Source organism: Bacillus sp. FJAT-18017 (genome assembly GCF_001278805.1).
GTDB lineage: Bacteria > Bacillota > Bacilli > Bacillales > Cytobacillaceae > Bacillus_D.
In genome coordinates, this window is sequence record NZ_CP012602.1 from 3,562,001 (window position 1) to 3,587,180 (window position 25,180).

Annotated in this window: 24 protein-coding genes, 1 pseudogene and 2 riboswitches; of the genes and pseudogenes, 10 read left to right on the top strand and 15 right to left on the bottom strand. The window is 42.0% G+C overall.

What is annotated here, in order from left to right; translation table 11 throughout:
• Positions 1 to 21: 21 nt before the first annotated feature.
• From AM500_RS16630 to AM500_RS16640, 3 genes are all read right to left on the bottom strand, one after another.
• Complete coding sequence (locus AM500_RS16630) at positions 22 to 393, bottom strand: VOC family protein (RefSeq protein WP_053600208.1); 372 nt, start codon at positions 391 to 393, stop codon at positions 22 to 24.
• Positions 394 to 567: 174 nt separating this feature from the next.
• Positions 568 to 1,770 carry a CYP152 family fatty-acid peroxygenase CypC gene (locus tag AM500_RS16635; RefSeq protein ID WP_442854016.1) on the bottom strand — a complete coding sequence of 401 codons (1,203 nt, stop codon included), beginning with the start codon at positions 1,768 to 1,770 and terminating at the stop codon, positions 568 to 570.
• A gap of 360 nt (positions 1,771 to 2,130) precedes the next feature.
• A complete protein-coding gene (locus tag AM500_RS16640) occupies positions 2,131 to 2,667 on the bottom strand; it encodes a DinB family protein (protein WP_053600210.1) in 537 nt (178 codons plus the stop codon).
• 236 nt (positions 2,668 to 2,903) lie between these two features.
• Between AM500_RS16640 and AM500_RS16645 the strand changes: the two genes are divergently transcribed.
• Genes AM500_RS16645 through AM500_RS16660 form a run of 4 tightly spaced genes read left to right on the top strand, consistent with a single transcriptional unit; the run spans position 2,904 to position 5,012 of the window.
• Complete coding sequence (locus tag AM500_RS16645) at positions 2,904 to 3,209, top strand: antibiotic biosynthesis monooxygenase family protein (protein WP_053600211.1); 306 nt, start codon at positions 2,904 to 2,906, stop codon at positions 3,207 to 3,209.
• Entirely contained in the window at positions 3,206 to 3,562 is a 357-nt protein-coding gene (locus tag AM500_RS16650) for a hypothetical protein (protein ID WP_053600212.1), read from the top strand. The genes AM500_RS16645 and AM500_RS16650 overlap by 4 nt, the downstream gene beginning before the upstream one ends.
• Before the next feature lie 33 nt (positions 3,563 to 3,595).
• The gene (locus AM500_RS16655) at positions 3,596 to 4,249 is read left to right on the top strand and encodes a cobalamin B12-binding domain-containing protein (RefSeq protein WP_053600213.1); all 654 of its coding nucleotides are present in this window, start codon (positions 3,596 to 3,598) and stop codon (positions 4,247 to 4,249) included.
• On the top strand, positions 4,236 to 5,012 hold the full coding sequence (locus AM500_RS16660) for an STAS domain-containing protein (protein WP_053600214.1): 777 nt from the start codon (positions 4,236 to 4,238) through the stop codon (positions 5,010 to 5,012). Before AM500_RS16655 ends, AM500_RS16660 begins: the two co-directional genes overlap by 14 nt.
• A gap of 27 nt (positions 5,013 to 5,039) precedes the next feature.
• Here AM500_RS16660 and AM500_RS16665 read toward each other — a convergent pair whose 3' ends face one another.
• Positions 5,040 to 5,714, bottom strand: a complete 675-nt coding sequence (locus AM500_RS16665; RefSeq protein WP_197282608.1) for an HAD family hydrolase — start codon at positions 5,712 to 5,714, stop codon at positions 5,040 to 5,042.
• Positions 5,715 to 6,083: 369 nt separating this feature from the next.
• Here AM500_RS16665 and AM500_RS16670 point away from each other — a divergent pair, with 369 nt between their 5' ends.
• The 3 genes from AM500_RS16670 to AM500_RS16680 all read left to right on the top strand — a co-directional run bounded on the left by AM500_RS16670 (position 6,084) and on the right by AM500_RS16680 (position 9,680).
• Positions 6,084 to 6,521, top strand: a complete 438-nt coding sequence (locus AM500_RS16670; protein WP_053600215.1) for a C40 family peptidase — start codon at positions 6,084 to 6,086, stop codon at positions 6,519 to 6,521.
• 927 nt (positions 6,522 to 7,448) lie between these two features.
• Positions 7,449 to 7,553, top strand: a riboswitch (SAM riboswitch).
• 115 nt (positions 7,554 to 7,668) lie between these two features.
• Entirely contained in the window at positions 7,669 to 8,730 is a 1,062-nt protein-coding gene (locus AM500_RS16675) for an LLM class flavin-dependent oxidoreductase (RefSeq protein ID WP_053600216.1), read from the top strand.
• Positions 8,727 to 9,680 carry an ATP-grasp domain-containing protein gene (locus AM500_RS16680; protein ID WP_053600217.1) on the top strand — a complete coding sequence of 318 codons (954 nt, stop codon included), beginning with the start codon at positions 8,727 to 8,729 and terminating at the stop codon, positions 9,678 to 9,680. Before AM500_RS16675 ends, AM500_RS16680 begins: the two co-directional genes overlap by 4 nt.
• 166 nt (positions 9,681 to 9,846) lie before the next feature.
• On the opposite strand, the gene ribH is transcribed toward AM500_RS16680, so the two are convergent.
• The 10 genes and pseudogenes from ribH to AM500_RS16730 form a co-directional block, all read right to left on the bottom strand.
• Positions 9,847 to 10,317 (bottom strand): 6,7-dimethyl-8-ribityllumazine synthase, encoded by a 471-nt coding sequence (ribH, locus tag AM500_RS16685; RefSeq protein ID WP_053600218.1) that lies wholly within the window; start codon positions 10,315 to 10,317, stop codon positions 9,847 to 9,849.
• A gap of 67 nt (positions 10,318 to 10,384) precedes the next feature.
• Positions 10,385 to 10,972 (bottom strand): annotated as a pseudogene (ribB, locus tag AM500_RS16690) (3,4-dihydroxy-2-butanone-4-phosphate synthase); the annotation flags it as partial.
• A 13-nt stretch (positions 10,973 to 10,985) separates the two neighbouring features.
• Entirely contained in the window at positions 10,986 to 11,645 is a 660-nt protein-coding gene (gene ribE / locus AM500_RS16695; RefSeq protein ID WP_053600219.1) for a riboflavin synthase, read from the bottom strand.
• Between the two features lie 200 nt (positions 11,646 to 11,845).
• Positions 11,846 to 11,989: riboswitch (FMN riboswitch) on the bottom strand.
• Positions 11,990 to 12,075: 86 nt separating this feature from the next.
• Entirely contained in the window at positions 12,076 to 13,200 is a 1,125-nt protein-coding gene (locus AM500_RS16700; protein WP_053600220.1) for an ABC transporter permease, read from the bottom strand.
• Positions 13,193 to 14,398 (bottom strand): ABC transporter permease, encoded by a 1,206-nt coding sequence (locus tag AM500_RS16705; protein WP_053600221.1) that lies wholly within the window; start codon positions 14,396 to 14,398, stop codon positions 13,193 to 13,195. Before AM500_RS16705 ends, AM500_RS16700 begins: the two co-directional genes overlap by 8 nt.
• A 12-nt stretch (positions 14,399 to 14,410) precedes the next feature.
• Positions 14,411 to 15,343: an ABC transporter ATP-binding protein gene (locus tag AM500_RS16710; protein ID WP_053600222.1), complete on the bottom strand. Its 933-nt coding sequence runs from the start codon at positions 15,341 to 15,343 to the stop codon at positions 14,411 to 14,413.
• Positions 15,344 to 15,484: 141 nt separating this feature from the next.
• Positions 15,485 to 16,063, bottom strand: a complete 579-nt coding sequence (locus AM500_RS16715; protein WP_053600223.1) for a 5' nucleotidase, NT5C type — start codon at positions 16,061 to 16,063, stop codon at positions 15,485 to 15,487.
• Entirely contained in the window at positions 16,064 to 17,167 is a 1,104-nt protein-coding gene (gene ribD / locus AM500_RS16720; RefSeq protein WP_053600224.1) for a bifunctional diaminohydroxyphosphoribosylaminopyrimidine deaminase/5-amino-6-(5-phosphoribosylamino)uracil reductase RibD, read from the bottom strand.
• Positions 17,160 to 17,921 (bottom strand): GTP cyclohydrolase II, encoded by a 762-nt coding sequence (locus AM500_RS16725; RefSeq protein WP_053600225.1) that lies wholly within the window; start codon positions 17,919 to 17,921, stop codon positions 17,160 to 17,162. The genes ribD and AM500_RS16725 overlap by 8 nt, the downstream gene beginning before the upstream one ends.
• Before the next feature lie 595 nt (positions 17,922 to 18,516).
• Positions 18,517 to 19,125: a hypothetical protein gene (locus tag AM500_RS16730; RefSeq protein WP_082347264.1), complete on the bottom strand. Its 609-nt coding sequence runs from the start codon at positions 19,123 to 19,125 to the stop codon at positions 18,517 to 18,519.
• 270 nt (positions 19,126 to 19,395) lie between these two features.
• Here AM500_RS16730 and AM500_RS16735 point away from each other — a divergent pair, with 270 nt between their 5' ends.
• Positions 19,396 to 19,809 (top strand): VOC family protein, encoded by a 414-nt coding sequence (locus AM500_RS16735; RefSeq protein ID WP_053600227.1) that lies wholly within the window; start codon positions 19,396 to 19,398, stop codon positions 19,807 to 19,809.
• 125 nt (positions 19,810 to 19,934) lie between these two features.
• Here the strand turns inward: AM500_RS16735 and AM500_RS16740 are convergent, their stop codons facing one another.
• On the bottom strand, positions 19,935 to 20,888 hold the full coding sequence (locus AM500_RS16740) for a CPBP family intramembrane glutamic endopeptidase (RefSeq protein ID WP_053600228.1): 954 nt from the start codon (positions 20,886 to 20,888) through the stop codon (positions 19,935 to 19,937).
• 1,023 nt (positions 20,889 to 21,911) lie between these two features.
• On the opposite strand from AM500_RS16740, the gene AM500_RS16745 reads away from it, so the two are divergent.
• Positions 21,912 to 24,443, top strand: a complete 2,532-nt coding sequence (locus AM500_RS16745; protein ID WP_053600229.1) for an EAL domain-containing protein — start codon at positions 21,912 to 21,914, stop codon at positions 24,441 to 24,443.
• A 66-nt stretch (positions 24,444 to 24,509) separates the two neighbouring features.
• A complete protein-coding gene (locus tag AM500_RS16750; RefSeq protein WP_053600230.1) occupies positions 24,510 to 25,163 on the top strand; it encodes a hypothetical protein in 654 nt (217 codons plus the stop codon).
• The last annotated feature ends 17 nt before the right edge of the window (positions 25,164 to 25,180 follow it).

Below are 25,180 nucleotides of genomic sequence, written 5' to 3' on the forward strand. Positions count from 1 at the left end.
CCTTTTGGACAGCCTCATAATTTATTCTAAGGTATCGAATTGGATGTACTCTAACACATTCCCAAAGGGGTCTCTAAAGCTAATATACCTTCCAGGGGGACAATCTGCAGGCGTATCTACTACGAGTTCTACTTCTTTTTCTTTTAAAAGTTTAAGAGTTTCTTCTATATCTTCCGTCCTTAATGCTAACACTACTCCAGATACATTAGTATCGCGAGTATATGCAGCACCTTCACTTTCCTCGAGGACAATTGGGATTTCCTCGTGCATAAGTGTCACAATCTTTGAACCGTAATGCTTGTTCAATTGGAACCCCAGCGTATTTGAATAAAAATCAACTGCCTTGTTCAAATCCGGCACATAAATGCCTATAACACAAACTTGGCTGCCCATTTTTCCATCTCCCTATTTATGGTATTTCTACTATTTCTATAATGGCTAAACAGTTTCCTCTTTCCTCCGAAAATTTTTTATATACTAAAAAATGCTTAGGAAATTGCCCTAAGCATTTTCAAATTAATTAAATTAGAAGGACTTCCTCTTTTAAGGCATCAGCTTAATCCCGCCCTATCTTTTCCTCACATTAGTGATAATAAACCCACTTTCCGGCCGTGACGGCATGCGCACAAGGCTGTAGCTCAAATCTTGTTCTTCGGGGACTTCGTACTGGATTTCATTAACTAGAAAATCGACAGCCACTTTCATAACTTCCACCGTCACACCCTCACCTGGACAGCGGTGGCCTCGGGCAGGATCCCCTCCACCTTGCGGAATAAACGAATAGAGATTTCCATCCCAGTCCCGGAATCGCTCAGGAAGGAAGTCTTTTGGGAATTCCCAAAGCCGGTAGTCATGATTCGTTCCATAAATATCAAGAAGAACAAGCTGCCCTTCGGTAAAATGATAATTTTTCCAGGTAAAATCTTTTCGAGCCCTTGCACCAAGGAATGGCCCAAACGGGTAGAAGCGTCGTACTTCCTGAACAAACCATTCCCGATATTGTTCACCATGGGCAGCCAGTTTATTTCTGCACTCCGGATGGTCGTGGATCGCAAGTGCACTGTAGGCAATAAAGGTTGAAATTGCAACGATTGGTCTAAGGATATTAATTAATTCGATAGCAGCCATTTTTGCATCAAGAGATTCTCCATCAGGGTCAAGATAGGCTGCCCATTCAGACAGAGCTGAGCCCTCTCGTGCCATCAGTTCTCCGTTTCGGACTTTCTCGATGACCTCGGTAATCCATACCTCACTGCGTTCCCTGGCCCTTCTGCCTTTCCAATGCCTTGGACCGACTGCACCAAATGCATCAACCATGGCATTAAAGTCATTTGCCCGCTCCCTCGCTTCTTCATCCTTTAACGGAACCCCCGCCCATTCACAAGCAACCCTGCAAAGAACTTCTGCGGATTCATCAAAAAGAATGACCCGCTCCATCCTCTCCCAACTTTCCGAGGCTTCTTTAAATCGTTTCCGGGCAAGCTGCCCAAGTTCCATGACGCCTACAGGAGACAAAAGTGACATGAATAACCGTTTTCTGCTTTGATGGACTGCACCGTCCTTCGTTTGGATTGCATTCACACCAAACAACGACTTCTGAATTCTCTTCGGTGCTGCTCCGTTTCTCTGAAAAAGTTCAGGATCATAAAAAACTTTCACTGCCTCTTCACCTGTTATGCAGACCGCCTTTTGGCCAAGAATGCGCGCCTCGAACAAATCGGCTCCATATTGCTTCACGCGGTTTTGGATAAATTCATATCCTTCCTGCATCAAAGCGAGACTGTTATCGATACTTCTGTCTTTTGGGACTTCACTCACGTACATTCACTCCTTTTAAGGAAAAACGAAATGTTTTTGCGTGTTCTCCATGACTACATAATTTCCATGACGGAACTGGTTTAAACCGAAGGCGATTTTCTGTTGCCATGATTTATTTACGTGCCCCCGATTAAGTATTCAAGCAAGGAGTTAGGAAGCCCGTTTTTGCTGCTTGCCTTCGCAACAATTTACACCTTAGCGCGCCTTTTCGTGGCAAACTTAACACCTCCTCTTTATGGTAAGTCACGCACGAAAAAAGACAGGGATGCTTCCCTGCCTCAAAGCACATTTTCTATGAATGCTAGCAAACTATTACCACTGCGGAAATCCACCCGAACCGATATATCGCTGCATGATGATTTTGCGGTGATGAAGCTCATGTCCTGCAATAATTGAAACGAGAGCGCGTGCGGAAACTTTACTGCCGTTGGCCACTCCTTCACGTGTCCATACAGACGAATCCATCATGTTAACCAATGAAAGAGTTGCTGCCCTTACTGCCAAAAAATTGTCCAGCAGCTTAGAAAAAGGAATTTTGTCAAATCCGCCCTGCCTTACGTACTCATTTTCGTCGAAACCAGGCAAATCAACCATATCTCCTCGGGCAATGACCAGCAGCCGGTATGCCATAATCCGTTCAGTATCGGTAATGTGTCCGAGTACTTCCTTAATGCTCCACTTCCCTTTTCCATAGCGGAAATCTGCCTGTCTCTCGGATAGTCCCTTTAAAAGGATTTTCGTCTCTTCTGCCTGCCGCTCCAAAATAGTAACAAGGTCGCCTTGAGGAATCAAATCAATGTACGGTGCATAATAGGGGTTGTACTCCCCTGGTTCAGGACGACTGACCATACTTATCCCACTCCCTCCGAATCGGAAAGTTTTCCTATTTTCACCTTATCACTTCTGCTAAAAAAGGAAAAGAAACCACGTATGACAAATTTCGAACTACAGTATTGTTTAATCATATCTTTCTAAGTAATTCTAAATACTAGCTGACTCTATTCTTAGAAGTTATCAATTCTCCCTTTTGTTAGATATAATGATTAAAAACTATCCTCAAGGGTAAAAGGCAAGGTGGGAGTTATATGTATTCAGTTTTTTCTACATTTGATGTTCCGGAGGATAAGGCAGATGAAGTCATTTCCATATACAGGAACCGCTCTCGTTTAGTCGACGGGGCACCTGGGTTTGTCGATTTCTTACTATTACAAAATGACAAACGGCCTGGGGAGCTTACCGTTCAGCTTCTTTTTAAAACAAAAGAGCACTACATGGACTGGATTACTGGCAGTGACTTCAAACGAATTCATGATATGGAAAAGAACTATCCTGACCAGGAACTTGCCGGAATTATTCCTACTGTACGCCAATTTAAGGTGGTGGCAAAATGACAACAATCTTCCTTGCTGAAGAACTTGCAACTAAAGTGACAGCGATTATTTATGAACGGGAACCCGGTTTGCTCGAACGGTTTGGTGAAAAAGGGAAAACAAAATGCTATGAAGACAATCTTCACCATTTGAATCACCTGAAAACAGCCTTTGATTTACAGGATATTGCTGTATTCACCGATTATACAAAGTGGCTTAATGGAATTTTGATAAAACATGGCATGGAGAGCAAGCATCTTATAGATAACTTCGCAATCATTCGTGATGTTTTAAAAGATTATAAGGATAGTGATTCAAAGCGTCTGGATTTCTATCAAACTGCGCTGAAAGCCGGAATAAATTCGATAGCATGAATAATAGACGTATAGGTGAAACGAGGTGTCTGTGTGAAGGATACAGAAATTCAGGAATATGTTAACTATCTACTCGATGGTAACGAACGGCTAGCAATACAATTTCTTGAACGCAATCAATTTAGATCAAAAAAGGAAATTTTTGAGGAAATCATTACCCCGGCTATGCAACATATTGGCCAGCTCTGGGAAATGAATAAAATTACCGTTGCGGACGAGCATCTTGCAACTGGTATATGTGACTATCTTATTTCGAGGCTTTACCCTCCCGCTCAACAAGAGGAAACACCCAAAAGTAAAAAGGCGATGTTTTTTTGTGTTGAGGGAGAACGGCATTATCTCGGTTTAAAAATGGCCAATCTTCTTTTTGAGGAATCCGGTTGGGAAACCAGGTATTATGGACCGGATCTGCCACTTGAATATGCGGTGGCAAAAGCAGAGAATTGGAAACCGGACGTTGTTGGTATTTCCGTTTCAATTGTATACAATCTACCAATAGTGAAGGACTACATAACGAGCCTTACCAGTCTTAAGCAGCCCCCGAAGGTATTAGTTGGCGGACGGATTGCCAGCAAATATCAAAGCTCTCTTTCACTAAGTAAAGTCGAAATTTTTGAAGGGTTGACCGAGCTCGAAACCTGGCTGCGGTTGTATAGAACAGGAGGCCGGACAAATGTCTATCAATGAAAGAATTCTCCCTGTACCCTATTTTAAGTTTAATAAAGAAGCCGAAATTCTTAATTTTTCCGATGAAGCTCATATTCTGTTCGACCTCGACGGCAAACAATTTTATCAGTTAGTGGATGAGGACAGCCAAAACAAACTGTATACATTCATTTTTTCAAAAGAGAAAGCAGATGGAATAGAACTGAATATGAAAACGCGCAATAATCCATTGGTGCTCTTTAAGCTGAAGTCAAAATGGGATGCTGACGGGTTTTGCCATCTAATAGCTTTGCCTTCTAGTGAGGAAAACTTGGAGTTGGAGGCGAAACTTGATGCACTTCAGGAACGTCTTCTCCATACCGACTTCGAGTTATTTGAGAAAAAAGAACAACTGATGGAAACTATGGCAAGGCTAAATCAGCTTTCAGGCCCGTTCATTCCCATTTCAGAGAATTTGGCATTTGTCCCCCTGTTTGGAGATCTGACCGGGGAGAAAATTGCAGCCATTATGGACCACACCGTTCGGAATGTATATGAGGGTGATTTTGAAACAATCCTATTTGATTTCAATGGTACCGGAAATCTAACTCCTGATGGGGTAACAAGTCTGCTGGAGCTTTTTAAAATGCTTACCTACATGGGGCCTTCAGAAATTAAAGTGATTGGCCTTCATCCACGACATGCAAACGAACTCAACAAGCTCGGTAACAATTGGCCTGTTGAATTCGAATCCTCACTGCAAAACGTTCTGAAGCAAAATTTCTCTGCTTATAAAACGATTTAGGAATGAAAATGTAAAGAGCTGCTCCGTTTATGGACGGGAGAAGCTCTTTTTGCTTTCAACTTCCATAATGACTTGGGAAAGGCTTTTTTCGGCCATCGACGACAATCTTAAATGATCCTCAGAAAATTGCAATGATGCTGTAACCGGATTTGGGACCACAACACAATGCATACCAGTTGTGCTTGCGGCAAGTGAGCCATTCAGCGAATCTTCAAATGCGATTGACTCTGAGGGCTGAATTCCTAAATCAATGAGTGCTTGTTGGTATAGAGCCGGATCCGGTTTTACTTTTTCAACATCCTCCTTTGTTTTCATGACATCAAAATAATGATGAATCCTGAACTTTCTTAAGTATGCCATGATCCACTCCCTTCCCGAACTTGAAGCGAGGCCAATCTTTAAGCCAAGTCTTTTGGCTTCCTCCAAATAGTCACGAACACCCTCCCGTAATTCAAGGGCTCCTGCTTTTTCTTGAAACAGGGCATATGTTTTACCTTCAATGTCCACTTCAACAAAGGTTACTCCTGTGGTTTTTTCAAAAAATACATGCAGTGCCTCGTCAGTAGTGCCAATCACCTTCGAAAATTGTTCTAGCGTTAGCTCACATTGATAGTATCCCATTACTTCTTTATAAGCTTCAAACCAAAGTGACTCAGTATCAATTATCAACCCATCAAAGTCAAAGACTATCCCCTTTATCATTCCAATCCCCCATTTTGTTTTGTAACAAAGTACTATATCATTTTTGTAAGAAATCCTACTTTTTTATCTGCAAAATTACCTTAAAAACCATTAAGACACATTTTTATCATATTTTTTCCATTCGGTTTTACAAAGATGAATCACCATAAAACTAGAATTCGCCAAGTCGAAACAAGTGGTAAAAACCCATATACTACAAGGGATTCCACTCTTTTACACGAGAAATCTCCTTCATTCGATCAGGTATCTTGTCGAATTTTCAGAATTCTCATATTTTCTTGTAACATACTTGTAACCTTCCTGTGATGACGTTGTTAAATTAATTCAAGTATAGTAGGTTTAGCAAATAACACCAGGGGGTAAACAACTATGTTGAAGAAATTTATGGCAATTCTTCTAATGACAACGATGCTGACTACTATCCTGCCGACGATGGGCGAAGCCGCCTACTACCACACGAAAGCTATTTCTGTTGCTAAAGCCAATATTGGAGTTAAATATAAATGGGGCGGAACTACCACAAGCGGATTTGATTGTTCCGGTCTAGTAAAATATTCTTTCGGTAAAGCAGGCAAATATTTGCCTCGTACTACTGGTGAGATGTGGACTAAGGGTAAAAGAGTTTACAGCCTTCAACCAGGTGATCTGTTATTCTACAAAACTACTTCCACAAGCAAAGTTTCTCATGTTGGTATCTATCTTGGAAGCGGCAAGTTCATCCACTCCGCTTCATCCAAAGGCGTTTCAATTGCTTACCTGAGCAACTCATACTGGAAGCCACGCTACGTAGGTGCAAAACGAATCTAATAGACTTACACCAAGAGGGCTGGACAAGCCCTCTTTTTTTATTTTATGGGTCTTTGTTAGTGAATTTAGCTGCGGAATGCCGGGAGACCTTTGAAGAATAATTCTAATATTTGTAAATAAAATATAGTTATTTTAAGAGAAGAAGATAACTTATCATTTAACCTCTCTATCAGATTAATCGCGGCCTGGGAAAGGCGGTTTAATCCATTAGTCCCTTCTATTAGATTAATCAAGGGCTGGGTAAGGCAGATTAATCCATAAAAAACCCTCTATTAGATTAATCAAGGGCTGGGTAAGGAAGATTAATCTATTAGAGCCCTTCTATTAGATTAAACAGGGGCCGGGTAAGGAAGATTAATCCATTAGAGCCCTTCTATTAGATTAATCAGGTTCTGGGTAAGGAAGATTAATCCATTAGAGCCCTTCTATTAGATTAATCAATGGCTGGGTAAGGAAGATTAATCTATTAGAGCCCTTCTATTAGATTAATCAAGGGCTGGGTAAGGAAGATTAATCTATTAGAGCCCTTCTATTAGATTAATCGAGGCCTGGGTAAGGAAGATTAATCTATTAGAGCCCTTCTATTAGATTAATCAAGGGCTGAGTAAGGCAGATTAATCCATTAGAGCCCTTCTATTAGGTTAATCGAGGCCTGGGTAAGGCAGATTAATCCATTAGAGCCATTCTATTATTCTATTTGGATTAATAAATCCATTAGAACGTTCTATTTGATTTCAGCATCGCCCGCGGCAGTCCTCAAGTCCGCGTTCCCCTCAAATTTCCCCGCGATGATTATTTTCGAGATTAGCTATCTGGAACGGAGATAGAATAGATTGTCTACTATTAATTAAAAAGAAATTGCAATCGATTGACTTTACTGGCAATTTACACTATTATCACTTTATCAAACTAAAACTTTATATGATTTCTCTATCAAGAGAGACGGAGGGAAAGGCCCGATGATGTCTCGGCAACAGGTCCATCAAGGATACTGTGCTAAGTCCTGCAAACAAATTGTTTGGAAGATGGGGAGTAGCGTGAAACCTTACTCTCTTCTTTTGTGAAGAGATTTTTTTATTTTTGTAAGCAAACCGACTAAGTCGGTTGGTTTAATAGACTTAAAGTACCTACAAGGAGTTGGACAGCAATGAAATATGGATTTTGGCTGCCTATATTTGGCGGGTGGCTCCGCAATGTAGATAACGAGAATATGCCCCCGACTTTTGACTATGCAAAACAGGTTGTTCAGTCTGCCGAACAATGGGGATATTCAACAACTTTGATCGCCGAGCTATACTTGAACGATATAAAAGGACCAGAACAGGATGCTCTTGAAGCATGGACAACAGCTGCTGCTTTGGCAGCCGTTACCGAGAAAATTGAAATTATGACAGCAGTCCGCCCGGGTTTCCATAATCCCGCAGTAACCGCAAAAATGGCTGCCAACATCGACCAGCTCAGCAACGGCCGTTTTACCTTAAATGTTGTTTCTGCTTGGTGGGAAGAGGAAGCGCGCCAATACGGCGGTATTTTTACAGAACATGATGAACGTTACGAGCGGACAACTGAATTTATCGATGTATTGAAGGGCCTCTGGAGTGAGGACAGCTTCTCTTATGAAGGTAAGTTCTATCAACTCAAGGACACCAAGCTTTTCCCTAAGCCAGTACAGCGTCCAAATCCTATTCTTTACGCCGGCGGGGAGAGCCCTAAAGGAAAACAGACTATCGTTGAAAAATGTGATGCCTATGTTATGCATGGCGGAACAGTTGAAGAAATTTCAACTAAAATCGGAGATATGAAATCCAGACGCATGGCTGCGGGAAAAGAAGAGCTCTCCGAATTTGGAATGGCTGCATATGTGATTTGCCGGGATACCGAAGAAGAAGCATTTGCTGAGCTAGCACGGATCACGGATGTAAAAGAATCCAGCGCCTATGCAGGATTCAAAGATTTTACAAGCAAATCACAGCTTGAACAGCAAATTCAGCTGCAGGATTATTCTGTCTCAAACCGCGGCTTGCGTCCAAATCTTGTCGGGACCCCGGATCAAATTGCCGAACGGATCCTACAATACGAAGAGGCTGGACTTGGATTGCTTTTGCTGCAATTCTCTCCTCAGCTAGAGGAAATGGAACGCTTTGCGAGTCAGGTTATGCCCCTTGTTGAAGAAAAACGCAAACAATTAACTGGAGGTATTGTCCAATGAGTAAAATTTATGTCATCCACGAAAATGAAGAATGGACAGTCCATTTAAGAAGGCGCCTGGAGGAACTTGGCCTCCCATTTGAAGAATGGCATCTGGATGAAGGGACAGTCGATTTATCCTCTGAGCCTCCTGAAGGTATTTTTTACAGCAGGATGAGTGCCTCTTCGCATACACGTGATCACCGATTCGCTGCCGAATTGACCGGACAAGTCCTGGCATGGCTTGAAGCTCATGGCAGAACTGTCTTTAATGGCAGCCGTGCACTGGAGCTCGAAGTTAGCAAGGTGAAGCAGTATCTGGAGCTCGAAAAACACGGAGTCCGGACGCCGAAAACAATTGCCGCGGTTGGCAAGGCTCAAATATTAAAAGCAGCAGAGTCATTTGATGGCCAGCCATTCATTACGAAGCATAATCGTGCAGGCAAAGGGCTTGGCGTACAGCTTTTCCAAAGCATTGAAGCGCTTCGCCAGTATGTGGAAAGCCCTGCTTTTGAAGAGCCCATCGATGGGGTTACACTAATCCAGCAATACATTCAGTCACCAGAAAGCTATATTACCCGCTGTGAATTCGTTGGAGGAAAGTTTGTTTATGCAGTCCGTGTCGATACTTCCGAGGGATTCCAGCTTTGCCCTGCCGATGCTTGCCAAATTGGAGATCTATTCTGCCCTGTCGGCGAAGAGGTTGAAGAAAAACCAAAGTTTCAAATCGTGGATGGATTCTATGAGCCTATTTTGAAAAACTATGAAAAGGTTCTTGCTGCAAACAACATCGCTGTTGCCGGAATCGAATTCATTCGCAATGCGGATGGTGAAATTTTCACTTACGATATCAATACCAATACTAATTACAATTCTGATGCCGAAGCTCGTGCCGGAAAGTATGGCATGCTGGAACTTGCAAAATTCCTTGAGGAACAACTGCATAAGTTCAAAGCATTGAGTTTTTCCTAAGGGTTTGGAAACCGTCTCGGATTGAGACGGTTTTACTATTTTGTCGACATGAAGCATTTGTTGTGCCCTCTGCCAAGTCCGTTAAAAATGAAAAAAGCAACTTGCATAAAAGCAGTTGCTTTTTTTCATAGAGATGGTTGGCTAAAAATCGGCCAGCCTAATCTGGTTATACTTCCATATCACGAATAAGGTTTGCCATCTCGATGGCACTGGATGCAGCATCCCAGCCTTTGTTTCCAGCTTTTGTCCCGGCACGTTCAATTGCCTGCTCAATGGAATCTACAGTAAGGACTCCAAAACTAATAGGCACTCCAGTTGAAAGCGAAGTACTTGCAACCCCTTTTGCTAATTCATTACATACATAATCAAAGTGAGGTGTGGATCCTCGAATGACAGCACCAAGAGTAATAACTGCATCATACTTATTTGTTCTAGCCATTCTCTGAGCAATTAATGGTATTTCAAAAGCACCAGGTACCCAGGCAATATCAACGTCCGCATCATCAACGCCATGGCGTTTAAGTGCATCCTGAGCACCACTTACTAACTTATCAGTAATAAAATCATTAAAGCGTCCTGCAACAATGCCGATTTTTAATCCAGTTCCTACTAAATTTCCTTCAAATAATCGATTCATGACATTTCCTCCATTAACTTCTGTTATTGTTCTCCAAAATAGGATTTTGGCCATTTTTAATTTTAATAAATTCGGCCAAATCTTTAATTGTAATCATCTTAAGTTCAAATCGTTCGGCTACCTTCATTAACTGTGGCAGCCTTGCCATTGTCCCATCCTCGTTCATTATTTCACAGATGACGCCAGCCGGTTTGGCCCCGCAAAGCTTTGCCAGATCGACAGCAGCTTCTGTATGGCCTGGCCTTGTTAACACACCGCCGTCTTTGGCTATCAAAGGAAAAATATGCCCTGGCCTCTTAAAATCCTCAGGCTTAGACTCTGGGTCAATTAGACTTAAGACAGTCGCAGAGCGTTCGTATGCTGATATTCCGGTTGTAGAAAATTTATGGTCAATGCTGACCGTAAAAGCAGTTCCATGCGGGTCGGTATTATCAGTTACCATTGGATGCAGATTCAGTCTCGCCGCCAATTGTTCCTCTATCGGAACACAAATAAGTCCGCGGCCATGGGTGGCCATAAAGTTAATGACCTCAGGTGTTGCCTTATCGGCTAGAGATATAAAATCCCCTTCATTTTCACGATCCTCATCATCACAAACAATAATTGGTTTTCCCGCCTGTAACTCCTTTAATGCTTCTTCTATTGAATTAAACAAAGGTGCCTCCTCCTCAAATAAAACCAGTCTCCTTCAAAAATTGTGCAGTCAGGGTCGGTGATGTGCCTCTTTTTCCTTCCTGCTGGCCAGGGTTCAAAATATTATAAACATATTTTCCCAACATATCGCATTCTACATTCACCCTATCTCCTGATCCTTTTTCCGATAAGATTGTTTCGGATAAGGTGTGTGGAATGAGAGAGATGGTAAAGGTGCGGTCGGCCACTCCGAATACTGTCAGGCTCGTCCCATCCACTGCAACAGATCCTTTGAGAATGATAAATTGGATGACTTCAGGACTTGTTTCTATTTCATAGTAGATCGCATTATCGAGTCTTTTCTTGTTCTTGATTATTCCAGTACCATCAATATGTCCGCTGACAAAATGGCCGCCAAACCTTCCGCCCGCTGCCATCGCCCTCTCCAGGTTGACCTTTGAACCCTTATGAAGCATATGAATGGTTGACGCTTTTACGGTTTCAGGCATGACATCGACTTTAAACTCGGTCTTTGAAAAGGCTGTAACTGTCAGGCAGACTCCATTGACAGAAATACTGTCACCAAGATGGACATCCTCCAATACCTTACAAGCGGAAATCGAAAGTACAGAAGAAGTGGCCGTTGTAGTGATACTTGAAACTGTCCCTATCTCTTCAATAATCCCAGTAAACATCTCTTTACTCCTTTTTGTTCTTCCCTATAAGCATATCCATTCTCTTTACAAGTATCTTGCCGAATGTAAAAAATCCCCAAAGATTTTCTTTGGGGCTGGAAAAAGTCATAGTTAAATAAGATACCGGAAACAAGACCTTCTGCCAGCGTAGCTAGTTGCATGGCTAATAAAAGGCAGATTTGCCTTTTTCCCGAGTATCACCAATCCTTCTCCCATCCAGACTATACTGTCGGCCCTGGATTTTCACCAAGTCCACCGTTTGCCATTGGCAAGCGGGTCACGGGCTTAGAAGCTTTTGCTTCATCACCGCCGGTAGGGAATTTCACCCTGCCCCGAAGGATACATATGAAATTATTATCATTATATCTTTAACTGAGAGAAATTCAAAATAAAATGTTTCATTTCAAATATCCATTTCCTGCCGTTTGCCTCAATATTTCATTTTTTTCAGTCCGACAGCATAGAAAACGACTGAAAATCCGACTAAAGCCAGTACTGAAGTTAATATATTCCCAGTGTGTAAACTGCCGCTGACAATCTCACGGATGCCCGACATCATCCAGCTCTGCGGGACAAACTTGGCAATAAGCCTCATAATTTCCGGTACAACATCGAGCGGCCAGTAGATGCCGCCAAGCATCGATGTACTGACTATGAGCACCGCGTTTAATGCACCTGCCTGCTGCTTCGTTTTGACAATGCCTGCTATCATTAATCCAAACCCTACGATTGTCAGGATGACGAGCGAAGCATAAAGGAAAAACCAGACAAGATTCCCCCACTGTCCGCCATATATAATTGATATTGCCGCCATCAATACAGCGAGCTGAATCCAGCCCATCAGGAAATACGAAACGACATAGCCCGCAATGATTTGTCCTTTTGTAGCTGGCGTCGTTAGCAGCCTTGGCCAGGTTCCGCCAGCCCTCTCTTCAAGTATTGTCGAGGCTGCACTCGATATCCCGAACATCATGAACATAATCGTAAATCCCAGTGCAAGAACACTTACATCTGCGCTACTCTTGCCTTCCTGCTGAATCATTTCCTTTTGGACCTTGATTCCTTCATGGCCGGCAATTTCGTTAAAAAAAGCCGGCAGTGCCTCATCCCCAATGCTTCCAGTTAACGACATGGAACTCATTATCGTTCTCGCTGTGCCCTCAAGATATGGCTTCAACCCTGTATATTCCTGGGTTTCCCGCTGGACAACAATATCGAAAACTGGCTCCTTATCAAGGATACGCTGCTCAAGTCCCTTGGAAACAAGAACGGCCGCAATTGCTTCCTGTTCCTTAACCATAGCCTTTGCTTTTTGTTCAGATACTTCTTCCCAATTGTATTGACCATTGGCTGTCAGTAAGCTGATGGTTTGGTCAGACAACATGTCGCCGCCGCCTGCCACTGCCACGAGCGGCTTTGCCCTTTGGCTATTTGTGCCCATTCCTCCGAATATCAAACTGAACAGAAGTGGCATTACAATCATAACAACCCATCCCGAAGGTGTCCGATATAACGATTTTACATGTAAAAAGGCTATCGCCATCACTTTACGCATACTTGCCCCTCCCTTCAGCTGACAGGCGCAGCCAGCCTAAGGCAAGAAACAAAAGCCCCAAACCGAGCAAGACTGCGGCGTCGAGGACTACATCCTTCGCTGCGGCGCCGCCCATTAATTCAAGAAATGATTGGAGTGCTAGCGCATTCGGGAAAATCCTTGTCACCATGACTACAAAATCATGGAAAAAGTAAAGAGGTACCATGCTGCCCCCAATCGCAGCCATGATTTGCGTACCAAGGCTGCCGACAACTTCAAAGGATTTTCCTGTTTTCATAAGCGAGCCTACAAACACCCCCAAGCCACAAGCACTGAATACAAAGCACACCCCAATAAGCAGCAACCCTAATAAAGAACTTCCCCAATCAACCCCGAAAATCAATCGTGTCCCCAGGATGATAATCAATAGCTGGATGGATGCAATAACAAGCAGCCCAGCCATCTTTCCTGCCAAGTAGTGCCCATTGGTCAATTTTGTTACAAGAAGCCTTTTGTATACTTCCTGCTCTTTTTCCTGAATCATTGCCGAAACTCCGGCAACGACTGTCATTAACAGGAACATGACACCCATCCCTGCAGCATAATACTGGAACGAGCTGACTGTCTTTGCATCTTCCCCGGCAGCCATTTCCTTTAGTAATACCGAGGAATCCGCTTCCACTGAATCCCATGAAGCCACCTGTGGGTCGACTTGTGTTCCAGTTTTAGCAGCAGCTTCGATAGCTAGCCTCATTCCAGCCGATTGGACTGCAGCCTGCCTTGTAAATTGCTGGACGACATTTTCTACAATGGTAGGCTGTATACCCGCCGAAGGGATTGAGATGAGTTTTACCGCTGTTTCCTCTCCGGACAATACCGAGTTTGAAAAGTCCTTTCCTATAAATAGACCAACTGAAACCTTTTGTTCTTTCAGCTGGCCATACAATTTGTCCTCTTCCATCGTCTTGACCTTTACAAGCTCTGGCAGCCCTTTCTCAAAAACATCCTGTGTCAACACCTTGCCAAGTTCACCATCATCAAGATTTACAATGCCTAATGTAAATTTGTCGATATCAGCTTCGCCTTCCCCCATCATGTTTCCAAATGCAGCACCAAGTATCCCGATTAGGATCATAGGCATCAATACAAGGGTAAGCAACGCCTTCCGGTCCCTCCCAAACAGCATAAGATCTTTGGCAGCAAGCCATAAGAAATTCATTGGAAATCCCTCCTAGTCCCGAAGGCTTCTACCTGTCAAATGCAGGAAGACGCTTTCGAGATTTGGTTCGACAATTTCAACCGATGAAATACCGGCACCCTGATCGGCAATCCCCTGAATAATTGCACCCAATACGGTTTGTGGCTCCTTATGGAATACTGTAAGTTTTTTTCCCGATACCTGTATATCCTGCGGGGGAATTCCGCTCGTAAATTCAACTGGCTGGTCAAACTCCCCATGGATATCGAACACCATTCGCGACCGATCACCAATCGATTCTCTAAGTTCTGGTATCGTCCCTAAGGCAATCAGGTTCCCATGGTCCATAATACCAATCCGCGTGCAAAGGAACTCCACCTCCTCCATGTAATGACTCGTGTAGATGACTGTCATCCCTTCTCGATTTAGCTTCCGTACCGTTTCAAGAATATGGGACCTGGATTGAGGATCAATTCCAACTGTCGGTTCGTCCATGACCAAAAGCTGTGGCCTATGGAGGATTGCTGCGCCAATATTGACTCTTCGCTTCATACCCCCTGAAAAGGTAACCACCTTGTCCTTCGCCCTGTCGGATAATCCGATTAACTCAAGGACTTCATTCACGCGTTCCTCAAGGAGACGGCCTTTCAAACCATACATCCTGCCCCAGAAATTCAGGTTCTCCCTTGCACTCATTTCCTGATATAGCGCGATATCCTGCGGAACAATTCCAATCAGTCCCTGAGCTTTCTTTGGTTCTTTAACCATGTTGATCCCTGCAATGGTAATAGTTCCTGATGTCGGGGGAAACAAGCCTGTCATCATGTTGATTGTCGTCGACTTGCCTGCCCCGTTTGGCCCAAGAAGCCCGAATGATTCACCCTTCAAAACCGAGAACGAGACACCTTTTATAGCTTCAAACTCCTTGAACGTCTTCCTTAAATCAGAGACCGCCAATAGTTCCATAGTCCCACCTCTTTCTTATTACATACCACCTTTACTATATCAATTTTCCCAATAATTTGAATTGTTTTGAAAAATAAATTTATAAAAAGTGAACAAAATTAAAACAACTGCACATGTTTGTGTGCAGTTGTTCCTAATCACTTAGTTTTCGGTTTCTTTCTCCAATATACGGCCAAGTTCAGACCAGTCTAAAATCCTCGGAAATTCCAGGTGCTTGTTATACGACTGATCCTTGATGTAAACCTTTAGCCCTTCCTCTTTCAGCAATGTGTTAAGCACATCCGGCTTGTCGTCAAAATAATAATCAAGCTTCATATCCCGGATGATATCGACCTTTTCCGTATCCCGCATCCCATAAAAAAAACGGCTGTCTTCGACCGGAAATCCATTCTCCTTCATCCATTCAATCGTTCGTTCCCGGTGGCCCTCCGGCCTTGAAGTTATGTAATAGATTTCGTGCCCTTGCTCAGCAAGCTTATTCAATGCTTCAACAGCGCCAGGATAAGCAGGGCATGTCGTAAAATAAATCTCCTCGAGCGAGGAAAGCCATGCCTGCCTTCCTTCTTCGTCTGTCATGCCAAACGGCTCATGGATTTCAACCCGTTTCAGTTTATGGAATTCTTCAATAGGCACCTGCTTATTGAATTTTTTATTGTAAATTCCAAAAGCATGTTCCCTGAGGTTGATCAGTGTATCATCAATATCAAAGCCAAATTTCATTCAATTTCCACCACCCTGATAAACCGGATACCCAACAAATTTGAAATCCTTTCCGATTTGGGTAATGCTGGTATTGCTTAGCTCAATCGCATCTTTCATCTTATCAATTCCTGTCCCCTCGAGGAATGTAGGTGCGTTCTTACCGCCAATCAGTTTAGGGGCCACATAAAGGACAGCCTTGTCGATTAATTTTTGTTCAAGAAAACTGCCGTTCACAGTTCCTCCGCCTTCAATCAGGACAGATGACACAAGTTTTTCACCCAGAATCGCAACAACATCCAGAATGTCGACCCGCTTTTCACCGCTTGTCTGGAAAATTTCAATTCCCTTTTTAGCGAGTGTTTCTGCTTTTTCTTTATCAAAATCACGGCTTGTAAAAATCCATGTGGGCGCAAGCCTGTCGTTTACCACTTTGGATTCAAGCGGCAGCTTAAGAGCTGAATCAAGGATAACACGGATTGGATTGCGGCCATTCGGAATCCGCGCAGTAAGCTCAGGATCATCCTTAATAACTGTGTTGGCACCGACAAGAATCGCCATATTCTCGCTGCGGAGATGGTGGACATCGTGCCTTGCTTCCTCGGAAGTAATCCATTTGCTATCAGATGAATGGCTGGCAATTTTCCCATCAAGAGTTATTCCAGCCTTCAAGGTCACAAACGGCTTCTTCTCAACAATGAATTTATTGAACACTTCATTCATCCTCCGCGACTCTTCCTCGCGGATGCCGATGGTCACTTCAATGCCCGCATCTTTTAGGATTTTGACTCCATTCCCAGAAACGACCGGATTTGGGTCCAGTGCCGCAATGACGACCCTTTTTAGCCCCGCCTGAACAATCGCTTCCGCACATGGGCCAGTTCGGCCATGATGTGAACACGGTTCAAGCGTTACATAAATCGTCCCGCCCTTTGCCTTGTCCCCGGCCATCCTTAGTGCGTGGATTTCCGCGTGCGGTTCGCCTGCTTTTAGGTGCGTTCCCACCCCGACAATTCGGTTGTCATTGACAATGACAGAGCCAACTAGCGGATTGGGATCTGTTTGTCCCTTCATGGCACGCGCATTTTGCAGCGCCAAATCCATATAAAATTCATGATTAGTCATTTGAGACTTCCCCTTGTTCATCTTCCTTCAGATGCCCGGACCGATTGATTTTGGTTTGCAGATATTTCTCGTTATATTCGGAAACATCTCCCCAAAGCGGCTTCCGTCCACTGACTGGCAAACCAGATTTCTTCAACGCTTCCAGCTTCCGCGGGTTATTGGTCATCAGGGTCACTGGCTTGGAACGCAGTGCCTTCAATACGGAAATCGCATCATCATAATTTCGCGCATCATCAACAAACCCGAGCTTTTCATTTGCCTCAACAGTATCATAGCCTTGTTCCTGAAGAATGTAGGCCATTGCTTTGCTGAATAGACCAATTCCGCGGCCTTCATGGTTTGCCAGGTAAAACAGCGCCCCAGTTCCATGGTCAACAATCATTTTCATCGATTGTTTTAGCTGGAACCCGCAATCACAGCGCTTGCTGCCGAAAATATCTCCAGTATGACAGATCGAATGCATCCGCATAATCGCGTCATCTCCATACTGGAAGTCACCGTAAACAAGCACACTGGATTGCTGTAATTCGGCAAGATTTACAGCTGAAAGCTTATCAATGATCCGCTGGAAGTCCTCCGTTACTTCATCGCAATTGAGCCAGCAATACCACTGGAATACAACAGTTTCTCCATAAAGATTGACTGGAAGCCTGATAGGCCCCACCAAATAAATCGCACCTTTACCAGTCTTTATCAACTGAATTTTATCCTGCAGAGCCGCGAGGGCTTCTGATTGTAATTTAGCCTGAGTCACATTAAATTCCTCCTTGGGAGTAGTTTTCTATAAGAATGGTAATTTTATCCCGCGATAACAGGCAGAAAATCGCCATTTCAATATTCTAATTTTATTAAAAAAGCAGGGACCAAATTTGCTGACCGTAAAAGTCCTATTGGTCTGAAGCAGGTCTTTTTCAAGGGCTTCATACCCTAGTTTACCCGGCTAACAATCAGCGGGGAAAAGGATAGTTGAAGTATCTTATTATGATTACTATCATACGTTACAATCTTTTTTAATGAAATACAACTTTGAAGTACTCAATTCGGCAAGCTTGCAACCTTATAATTATAGCTCAAATAACTCACGCTTTCACCTATTGAATAAAGGTTAAATTCCATCCCTACGGTACTTCTTCTACATCGGCTTTTAGTATTTTTTATTAACGGTCAATTCAGACATTGACTGTTTGTTGGAGTACATTCCAGGTATTTTTACTTAATGCTGTGTAAATGGATATTATTAATTTATTAGCATGGCTGGTTGCAGCGGAAATCAACAACGTTGTTTAACATGGCTTTATTAAAGTCTCTTTTACACAAAAAGCCTGCATTAAGCGGGCCCTCTGTGAAAATTATGTTTTGGACGGCATCAATTGCTTGTTTTGTTCCTGGTAATTCCTTGTTGCCCATAAGGATCCAAGCAAGATGAACTCAAACCCATTAACCGCTGCCTTGCTTTCGACTGGAATTGGAATAGCACTCCCCGCTCCCATTATAATGACTCCAATCGCCATCCATTTCCAGCCTTGCTTTTTCCAGACGGCAAGTGAAGAAACTAGCAAAACCAGCGATACACCAATGACCATGAGAGGTGGACCAGATTTATCAGCCGGTTCATAGCTTACTACCCCAAATTCTGAAACAGGCTTAAGTTTTATCCCGATTGTCTCGGATGCCAGTTCCCACACTATTAAAATCAAGGTAATAGCCAGAGCTATCAAAAATACCCTGTTTGGCTTGGCCCATTTTACATCAGCACGCTCCGAAGCTTTCAAGGCAAATAATACGAGTGTGGGTGTAAAAAGTGCATGGAGCCAGTACCTCATTAGATTTAAGTTCTCCAAAGCGCTTCCTTCACCAATCCAACTCCCCGCTGCCAACACTGCATTGTCATAAATCAGCCCGGCTGTTACTAAAAACAGAGTATTTTCTGATGCCAGCCAACTCCTGGATTTATTCATTTTCAAGCCCCACAAAAACAGGGCTATATAACACATACCGTGTAATAGATAAAAAAATGGGTCCAAGGTTAATGTCCTCCGGTTCAGTTTTGCACTCAATGATAAACTTCCCTTAACGCTCTTTTCAGAAACGGAAACATTGCTCTACATTTTAAGTGATAAGGTTTTTTTACCAAAAAAATAGCCCAAAGCAATTTCTCTGTCCTATTATTGATGACTAGAGTCCACAATCCAGTATACTGAAGAAAACAAATATAAGGAGGTACTTAAATGTCAAAATTTTGGTCAGAATCATTGCCTGTGGTGCAATTCAGAATAGCACGTCCTACTGATCAATTGGATAAGGTAGTCGCGTTTTATCGGGACGGGATTGGATTAAAGGTTATTGGTTCTTTTAAACAACATGATGGATACGATGGAGTTATGCTTGGGCTGCCTGATGCGAATTATCACCTTGAATTTACTCAGCATGAAAAAGGGAGCCCATGCCCGGCCCCCACTGAAGATAATCTGCTAGTCTTTTATATTCCAGACAAAGCTGAACGGGATGAGATCGCAGCCCGGCTAAATGAAATGGGTTATCTGCCAGTTGAGCCTGAGAATCCTTATTGGAAAAATGCCGGTGTAACGATTGCTGACCCAGATGGCTGGCGAATCGTTTTGCAAAACACCCAAGGGTTGTAGGAGTAATTTGAACATTATTGAGGCTGACTATAAGGCAACTAACTATAAATTTAGTTGTAGTGCGATTTCTGCCTGCAGAATAACCAATACGTAAAGGCATCAGATTTCTTCTGATGCCTTGGTTCTTATAGACGGGCAACAGGCGGGCCGCTTTTATCAGTGAATTTCTTAAGCGAAATTATTGTAAAAGTTAAAAAAACAACTATTGACCAAAACAAGGATAGTTTTGGATTTATATTTGCGGTCACGAATAGAGAAGGGATATTCCCATATACCGTATTGTCCATCGTGAGGAACCAGCCAAGAAACATATTATTCGCAGCATGGGCACCAATCGCCAGTTCAGCACTGTTCGTCCGGGCCGTGATATAACACCATAATACCCCTGAAAGGAGATAATCCGCCCCTACGAAGATAGCCGAGTAGCCCATTTCAGGATTTGAAAAATGGAGAGTCCCAAAAATACTTCCAGCAATAACGGCCAACACGATTAGGTTTGAGACGGTTCGGCCAATCCACTGTACTAAATATCCCCTAAAAAAAACCTCTTCGGTAGTTGTTTGTATCGGAGTTAAAAAAAGCACAAACACAAATAGCAAGATAAAATCGGTAACTTCAAAGGTATTAAACGAATAATCACCCGGACTAATTAGAAAATCCGCCGCAGTCGTTCCTGCTAGCAAACAGAAAAAGACGGCAAACCCCCAAAACACTCTCTTCCAATTTATTTTCCTATTAGGAGTGATAAGGCTTCTAAATCCTCTCTTATGGATGAACTTGACCGATACTAAAATTCCAATCAACCAAAAAATAAAAATCAAATGCGATAAGGCAAACTCATAAAGAGGGTCCGCATTTACCCATATCATTTCAAACTCATCGTAGTATGTACCTGGTTCACCTGAAACAAGTATAGACATTGCCCAATCATAAACCCCAGAGCCAATGAACATGAATAACATGATCAGGGAAAATGATGCCATAAACCTTTTCCAATTGTTTTTACCAGCTGTCACTTTAATGAAGCTATTCTCCAGATTCGCCGCCTCCCCATCTTTGCTCGCCCAAGGTTGTACCATTATTTTCTACTTTATTCATACAAACTTTAATCATGCTCCAAGCAGGAATTTTAATAAAAAACAAAGAAATAGATAATCATAACCAGCAGGGAAAAATGAGAAACTTATTTACCAGCACACCCTCTGGTTTAAATTTCCATGTATTTGAGAGGAATCTAAACAAAAGATATTGATTGTTGATTTTGACAGAAGTATGCCTTGCTTCTTATTGAAAATCACTTCTAAATCCGTCTTTCTTCAGATAATTTCGAAATATTTACAATAACTTAATCATGGCTTAGCATTTTTTGGATATACTGTTACTAAAGGATACGATGATTGCCACTTTTCCACAGCCCGCAACTTATCTTACCTGAATGGAGGAAGAACCATGAATCTGCTCTTAAATTCATTGTCCGTTTCCTTTATGCTGGCAGCCTTTGTCCAAATTTTCTACCACTCCTTCTTTCGTGTTAAGAATGAGGAGTAAGCTGTTTAATATGATTAATGGATGTTAAAGGTCAAACCCTGCAGTATCACGTCCCCATCCCCTAAATGCATAACGCCACGGATTCAACCAGGCCATAGCTAAGAGTCCGGATCCTCTGGAAACGTACCGTAATAACTCCCAAGTGAATTGGAATATAGCCGCTTATACTCATCCAACTTATCACCGTTGAACCCATGATTTTACCGAATCTCTAATCCTAATTTCCTCAAAGCCATCACGTTGTCGTGGTGGTTTTTCATTTAGATTTTCCGAATTGCCTTATTCCTTAAAAGGCAGGAAGAAGATTTTTGTTCATGTTCCTACCTCTACTTTTGATTCCTCAACGTCACCTTATTTCGACACCCCAAAAGACATCTTTCAGCAAAATCCCTTAGATTTCCTAATAATTCTAGTTTTTCACTTAAAATGGTACAAAATAGGTTTTATTCATTATATAATAGGAAAAAGTTCTCATTAAGAGAACAAAATAACTAGTTATCTCACTAGAAATGACTAGATTTATACGGGAGTCCAAAGGAGGAACTGGAACATATATGAAATTCGCTGAAAAGACAAGTGAGGAAGAACCATTTAATTCTAGTTTCACCGGGTTGGACAATGATTTTCAAAATATATTTGGAGAACTAACAAATGCGGTATTTATCCTAGATCGGTTTGGGCGTGTTTTGACATTTAATAAAGCGGCAACGAATCTTTTTGGATTCCATATCAGTGATATGTTCGAGGTGTCCACTCTCTTCCTGGATCATAATCACGAAAGAAACGAATTACATAAAAAGATAGTCCTGGAAGGAAAAGCCCAACATTATACGGCTGCTGTTAAACATAAAAATGGATTTTTGTTAACAGTTGGCATTACCTGCATCCCTCTGTTTAATGAAAAAAACGAAGTAGTTAAGGTATGCGCTATTATTCAAAATTCAACTGAAAGTAAAAATAACCAAAAGGAAATCTCCCAGCCTGGGACAATTCATGATAAGTCTAAGTTAAAAGCAGTTGAGAACAATTTTTTTGAAAGTGCCGCGAGTATTAAAAATATTTACGATAACCTTGACGCGGCTATATGGTCTTTTGATATGCGAGAAGGGAGGATTAGTTTTATTTCGAAAGGCATCAAGGCCATCACCGGCTATAGTCCTGACGAAATAATGTCGATCGGATGGAATCCAATAATTCACCCGGGAGATTTGGATTATTTTAATAATATGCTGCCCACTTTGGTAAAGGGCCTTAAACATTCTCATCAATACAGGATTATTCATAAGTCGGGCGAAATACGCTGGATTGATGGCCATACAATTCCTATTCTCGGACCCGATGGAACACTGGCCAGGATAGACGGAATCATGTCGGATATTACAAAACAAAAACTTTATGAAAAACAAATTCTTTATCATGCTCATTATGACGGATTGACTGGTCTGCCAAATCGAAGAAAGTTCGATGAAAAAATACAATCCCTTTGTCAGACCTCTATAACCCAGAAAAAAACAGGTGAAGAGCTATTCTCAATTTTATATCTGGATTTGGATCGTTTTCAAAATATTATTGATACCTTGGGCCAACCGGTAGCAGAAAAGCTGTTAATCCGATTTTCGGAAAGGTTATCACCATTGATTTGCGGTTCTTCTCTTCTAGCGAGACTCGACTCAGATGAATTTGGTGTTATCGTTTGGGGTATAGATAGCGCTCAAGAGGCGATAAATCTAGCCAAGAACATAATCGACTCCACCAGGGATTCAGCTTTTTCAGTTGATGGATTCGATTTGCATATCACAGCCAGTATCGGTATCAGCATGTACCCATTTGACGGGAGTGAGCCGGGTACATTACTTAAGAAAGCATCTGCTGCAATGTATAGGGCAAAGGAAAAAGGGAAAAATGACTTTCAGCTTTATACTCCTTCATTGAATATTGGTAACTATAAGTTATTCATCATAGAAAGAGATTTACGAAAAGCCATTAATACGCAGGAGTTATTTTTACACTTCCAGCCAAGGATTGATGCGAAAACAGGACGGATACTCAGTGCTGAAGCACTAATCCGCTGGGAGCATCCGAAGTGGGGGATGATTTCACCTGGAGAATTCATTCCTATTGCCGAGGAGACTGACCTTGTTTTGCAAATAGGAGATTTCGTCATTAAAAAGGTATGTGCCTTTTTAAGGGATTGGAAAGCAAATGGATTGCCGGTTGTCCCTATTTCTATCAATGTATCATCAAAACGGTTCCTTAAGGCCGATTGGGTTAACAAATTAGAGCAAATTTTAGATGACCATCAAATACCCAGCCATCTTATTGAGCTTGAAATTACGGAATCTGCAATAATTAAACATAAAGAAACGGTAGATAGTGCTATCAAATCATTAAAGAAACTTGGTGTCCGGGTAGCTTTAGATGATTTTGGGACAGGCTATTCATCCTTAACATATTTAAAACAATTTCAAGTCGATACATTAAAAATTGATAAGTCTTTCATCGATAATGTTACGAAATCTCCCCAGGATCAGCTTATAACCAAGGCTATGATTTCTCTTGCACAAGGCATGAATATGAATGTGGTCGCTGAAGGTGTTGAAACTCCTGAGCAATTAGATTTTCTGAAAGGCTTGGAATGTAATGAAATTCAAGGCTATTTATTTAGTCGACCTGTTGCCATCCATGACTTTGAGAATTTATTAAAGAAGCAATACCTTGAGCCTGAAGAAACTTTTCCCTCTCCTTCTTCCACTTCGGAGAGAAGATCACATCAAAGAATTCAGTTTTCCTCACCTAAATCGGCAAAGATTTCGCTTATTTCAGTTGGGGGAAAACCTGTCCAGGTGGGATGTTCAAATGTAGACGTTATGAATATTGGCTTAGGAGGATTAAAGTTTGTTACAGGCATGAACCTTCCACTCCGGAATGATCATATCTTTCAATTCGAATTTGAGATTTCGGACACACCTATAGTCTTAACAGGAACAATTGTCTGGAAACAGGAGGTTAAAGATATATTTCATTATGGGATAAGTTTTATACATCAATGTCAGGAGAAAGTATTAAACGATTTACTAAAAAGCTAGTAATTTATTTTCAAAACAAAGGGGGATTCCTGGGCGACGCAAGAACCTGCCTTTAGGATTTAAACTATGGAGAAAATCACCCAGTCATTACAAAATTATAAACTTACGAAGGAAGTAAGGAACCTTATTAAAAACATGGAGCCTTATTTGCGCACTAAGAATGACTTATCTTTGCTTTTCAAAAACCTGTATCTGCACGAGCTGATAGGCGAAAGCGAGTATATTGCTTTCCAAACCAAATTCATGTTGAATGATTTTACAGGAATAATGGAACGAAAATTCAAAGATCTTTCATGCGGCATTTATTTATATGATGAAAAAGATCAGAAACTATGGAACGGTGCAACTAGTACGATTAATCCTGCCTATAATGAATACACAAATGGGTTAAAAGTGAGCAATGATATTGCCGAAGGCGATGATCTACCACTTTACATAAAAAATTCGATTGCAATTCCAAATTTGGATCGAGGCGAAGATATTATTTCCCTTAACCACAAAAAGGACTTGATAAAAAGCGGATATAATGCTTTTTGCCTGGTACCACTTGAGCACAATGGTATACGAATCGGGCACACGGCCTTATTATCCAAGCGCGTCCGGGATTTCACCATGAAGGAAATAACTTTAGTATCGGAATATAATACATTAATAGAAGGAAAATTGGCAGAAATAAAGAATTTATTATTGACTAAACTGAAAGATGCTTCTAGTCTTTAACAATGTCATGCTAAAAG

Coding starts and splice junctions, on each gene's coding strand:
- AM500_RS16630 (WP_053600208.1), bottom strand. CDS start 393: ATGGGCAGCCAAGTTTGTGTTATAGGCATTTATGTGCCGGATTTGAAC.
- AM500_RS16635 (WP_442854016.1), bottom strand. CDS start 1,770: ATGCAGGAAGGATATGAATTTATCCAAAACCGCGTGAAGCAATATGGA.
- AM500_RS16640 (WP_053600210.1), bottom strand. CDS start 2,667: ATGGTCAGTCGTCCTGAACCAGGGGAGTACAACCCCTATTATGCACCG.
- AM500_RS16645 (WP_053600211.1), top strand. CDS start 2,904: ATGTATTCAGTTTTTTCTACATTTGATGTTCCGGAGGATAAGGCAGAT.
- AM500_RS16650 (WP_053600212.1), top strand. CDS start 3,206: ATGACAACAATCTTCCTTGCTGAAGAACTTGCAACTAAAGTGACAGCG.
- AM500_RS16660 (WP_053600214.1), top strand. CDS start 4,236: ATGTCTATCAATGAAAGAATTCTCCCTGTACCCTATTTTAAGTTTAAT.
- AM500_RS16665 (WP_197282608.1), bottom strand. CDS start 5,714: ATGATAAAGGGGATAGTCTTTGACTTTGATGGGTTGATAATTGATACT.
- AM500_RS16670 (WP_053600215.1), top strand. CDS start 6,084: ATGTTGAAGAAATTTATGGCAATTCTTCTAATGACAACGATGCTGACT.
- AM500_RS16675 (WP_053600216.1), top strand. CDS start 7,669: ATGAAATATGGATTTTGGCTGCCTATATTTGGCGGGTGGCTCCGCAAT.
- AM500_RS16680 (WP_053600217.1), top strand. CDS start 8,727: ATGAGTAAAATTTATGTCATCCACGAAAATGAAGAATGGACAGTCCAT.
- ribH (WP_053600218.1), bottom strand. CDS start 10,317: ATGAATCGATTATTTGAAGGAAATTTAGTAGGAACTGGATTAAAAATC.
- ribE (WP_053600219.1), bottom strand. CDS start 11,645: ATGTTTACTGGGATTATTGAAGAGATAGGGACAGTTTCAAGTATCACT.
- AM500_RS16700 (WP_053600220.1), bottom strand. CDS start 13,200: ATGCGTAAAGTGATGGCGATAGCCTTTTTACATGTAAAATCGTTATAT.
- AM500_RS16705 (WP_053600221.1), bottom strand. CDS start 14,398: ATGAATTTCTTATGGCTTGCTGCCAAAGATCTTATGCTGTTTGGGAGG.
- AM500_RS16710 (WP_053600222.1), bottom strand. CDS start 15,343: ATGGAACTATTGGCGGTCTCTGATTTAAGGAAGACGTTCAAGGAGTTT.
- AM500_RS16715 (WP_053600223.1), bottom strand. CDS start 16,063: ATGAAATTTGGCTTTGATATTGATGATACACTGATCAACCTCAGGGAA.
- ribD (WP_053600224.1), bottom strand. CDS start 17,167: ATGACTAATCATGAATTTTATATGGATTTGGCGCTGCAAAATGCGCGT.
- AM500_RS16730 (WP_082347264.1), bottom strand. CDS start 19,125: ATGAATAAATCCAGGAGTTGGCTGGCATCAGAAAATACTCTGTTTTTA.
- AM500_RS16735 (WP_053600227.1), top strand. CDS start 19,396: ATGTCAAAATTTTGGTCAGAATCATTGCCTGTGGTGCAATTCAGAATA.
- AM500_RS16740 (WP_053600228.1), bottom strand. CDS start 20,888: ATGGTACAACCTTGGGCGAGCAAAGATGGGGAGGCGGCGAATCTGGAG.
- AM500_RS16745 (WP_053600229.1), top strand. CDS start 21,912: ATGAAATTCGCTGAAAAGACAAGTGAGGAAGAACCATTTAATTCTAGT.
- AM500_RS16750 (WP_053600230.1), top strand. CDS start 24,510: ATGGAGAAAATCACCCAGTCATTACAAAATTATAAACTTACGAAGGAA.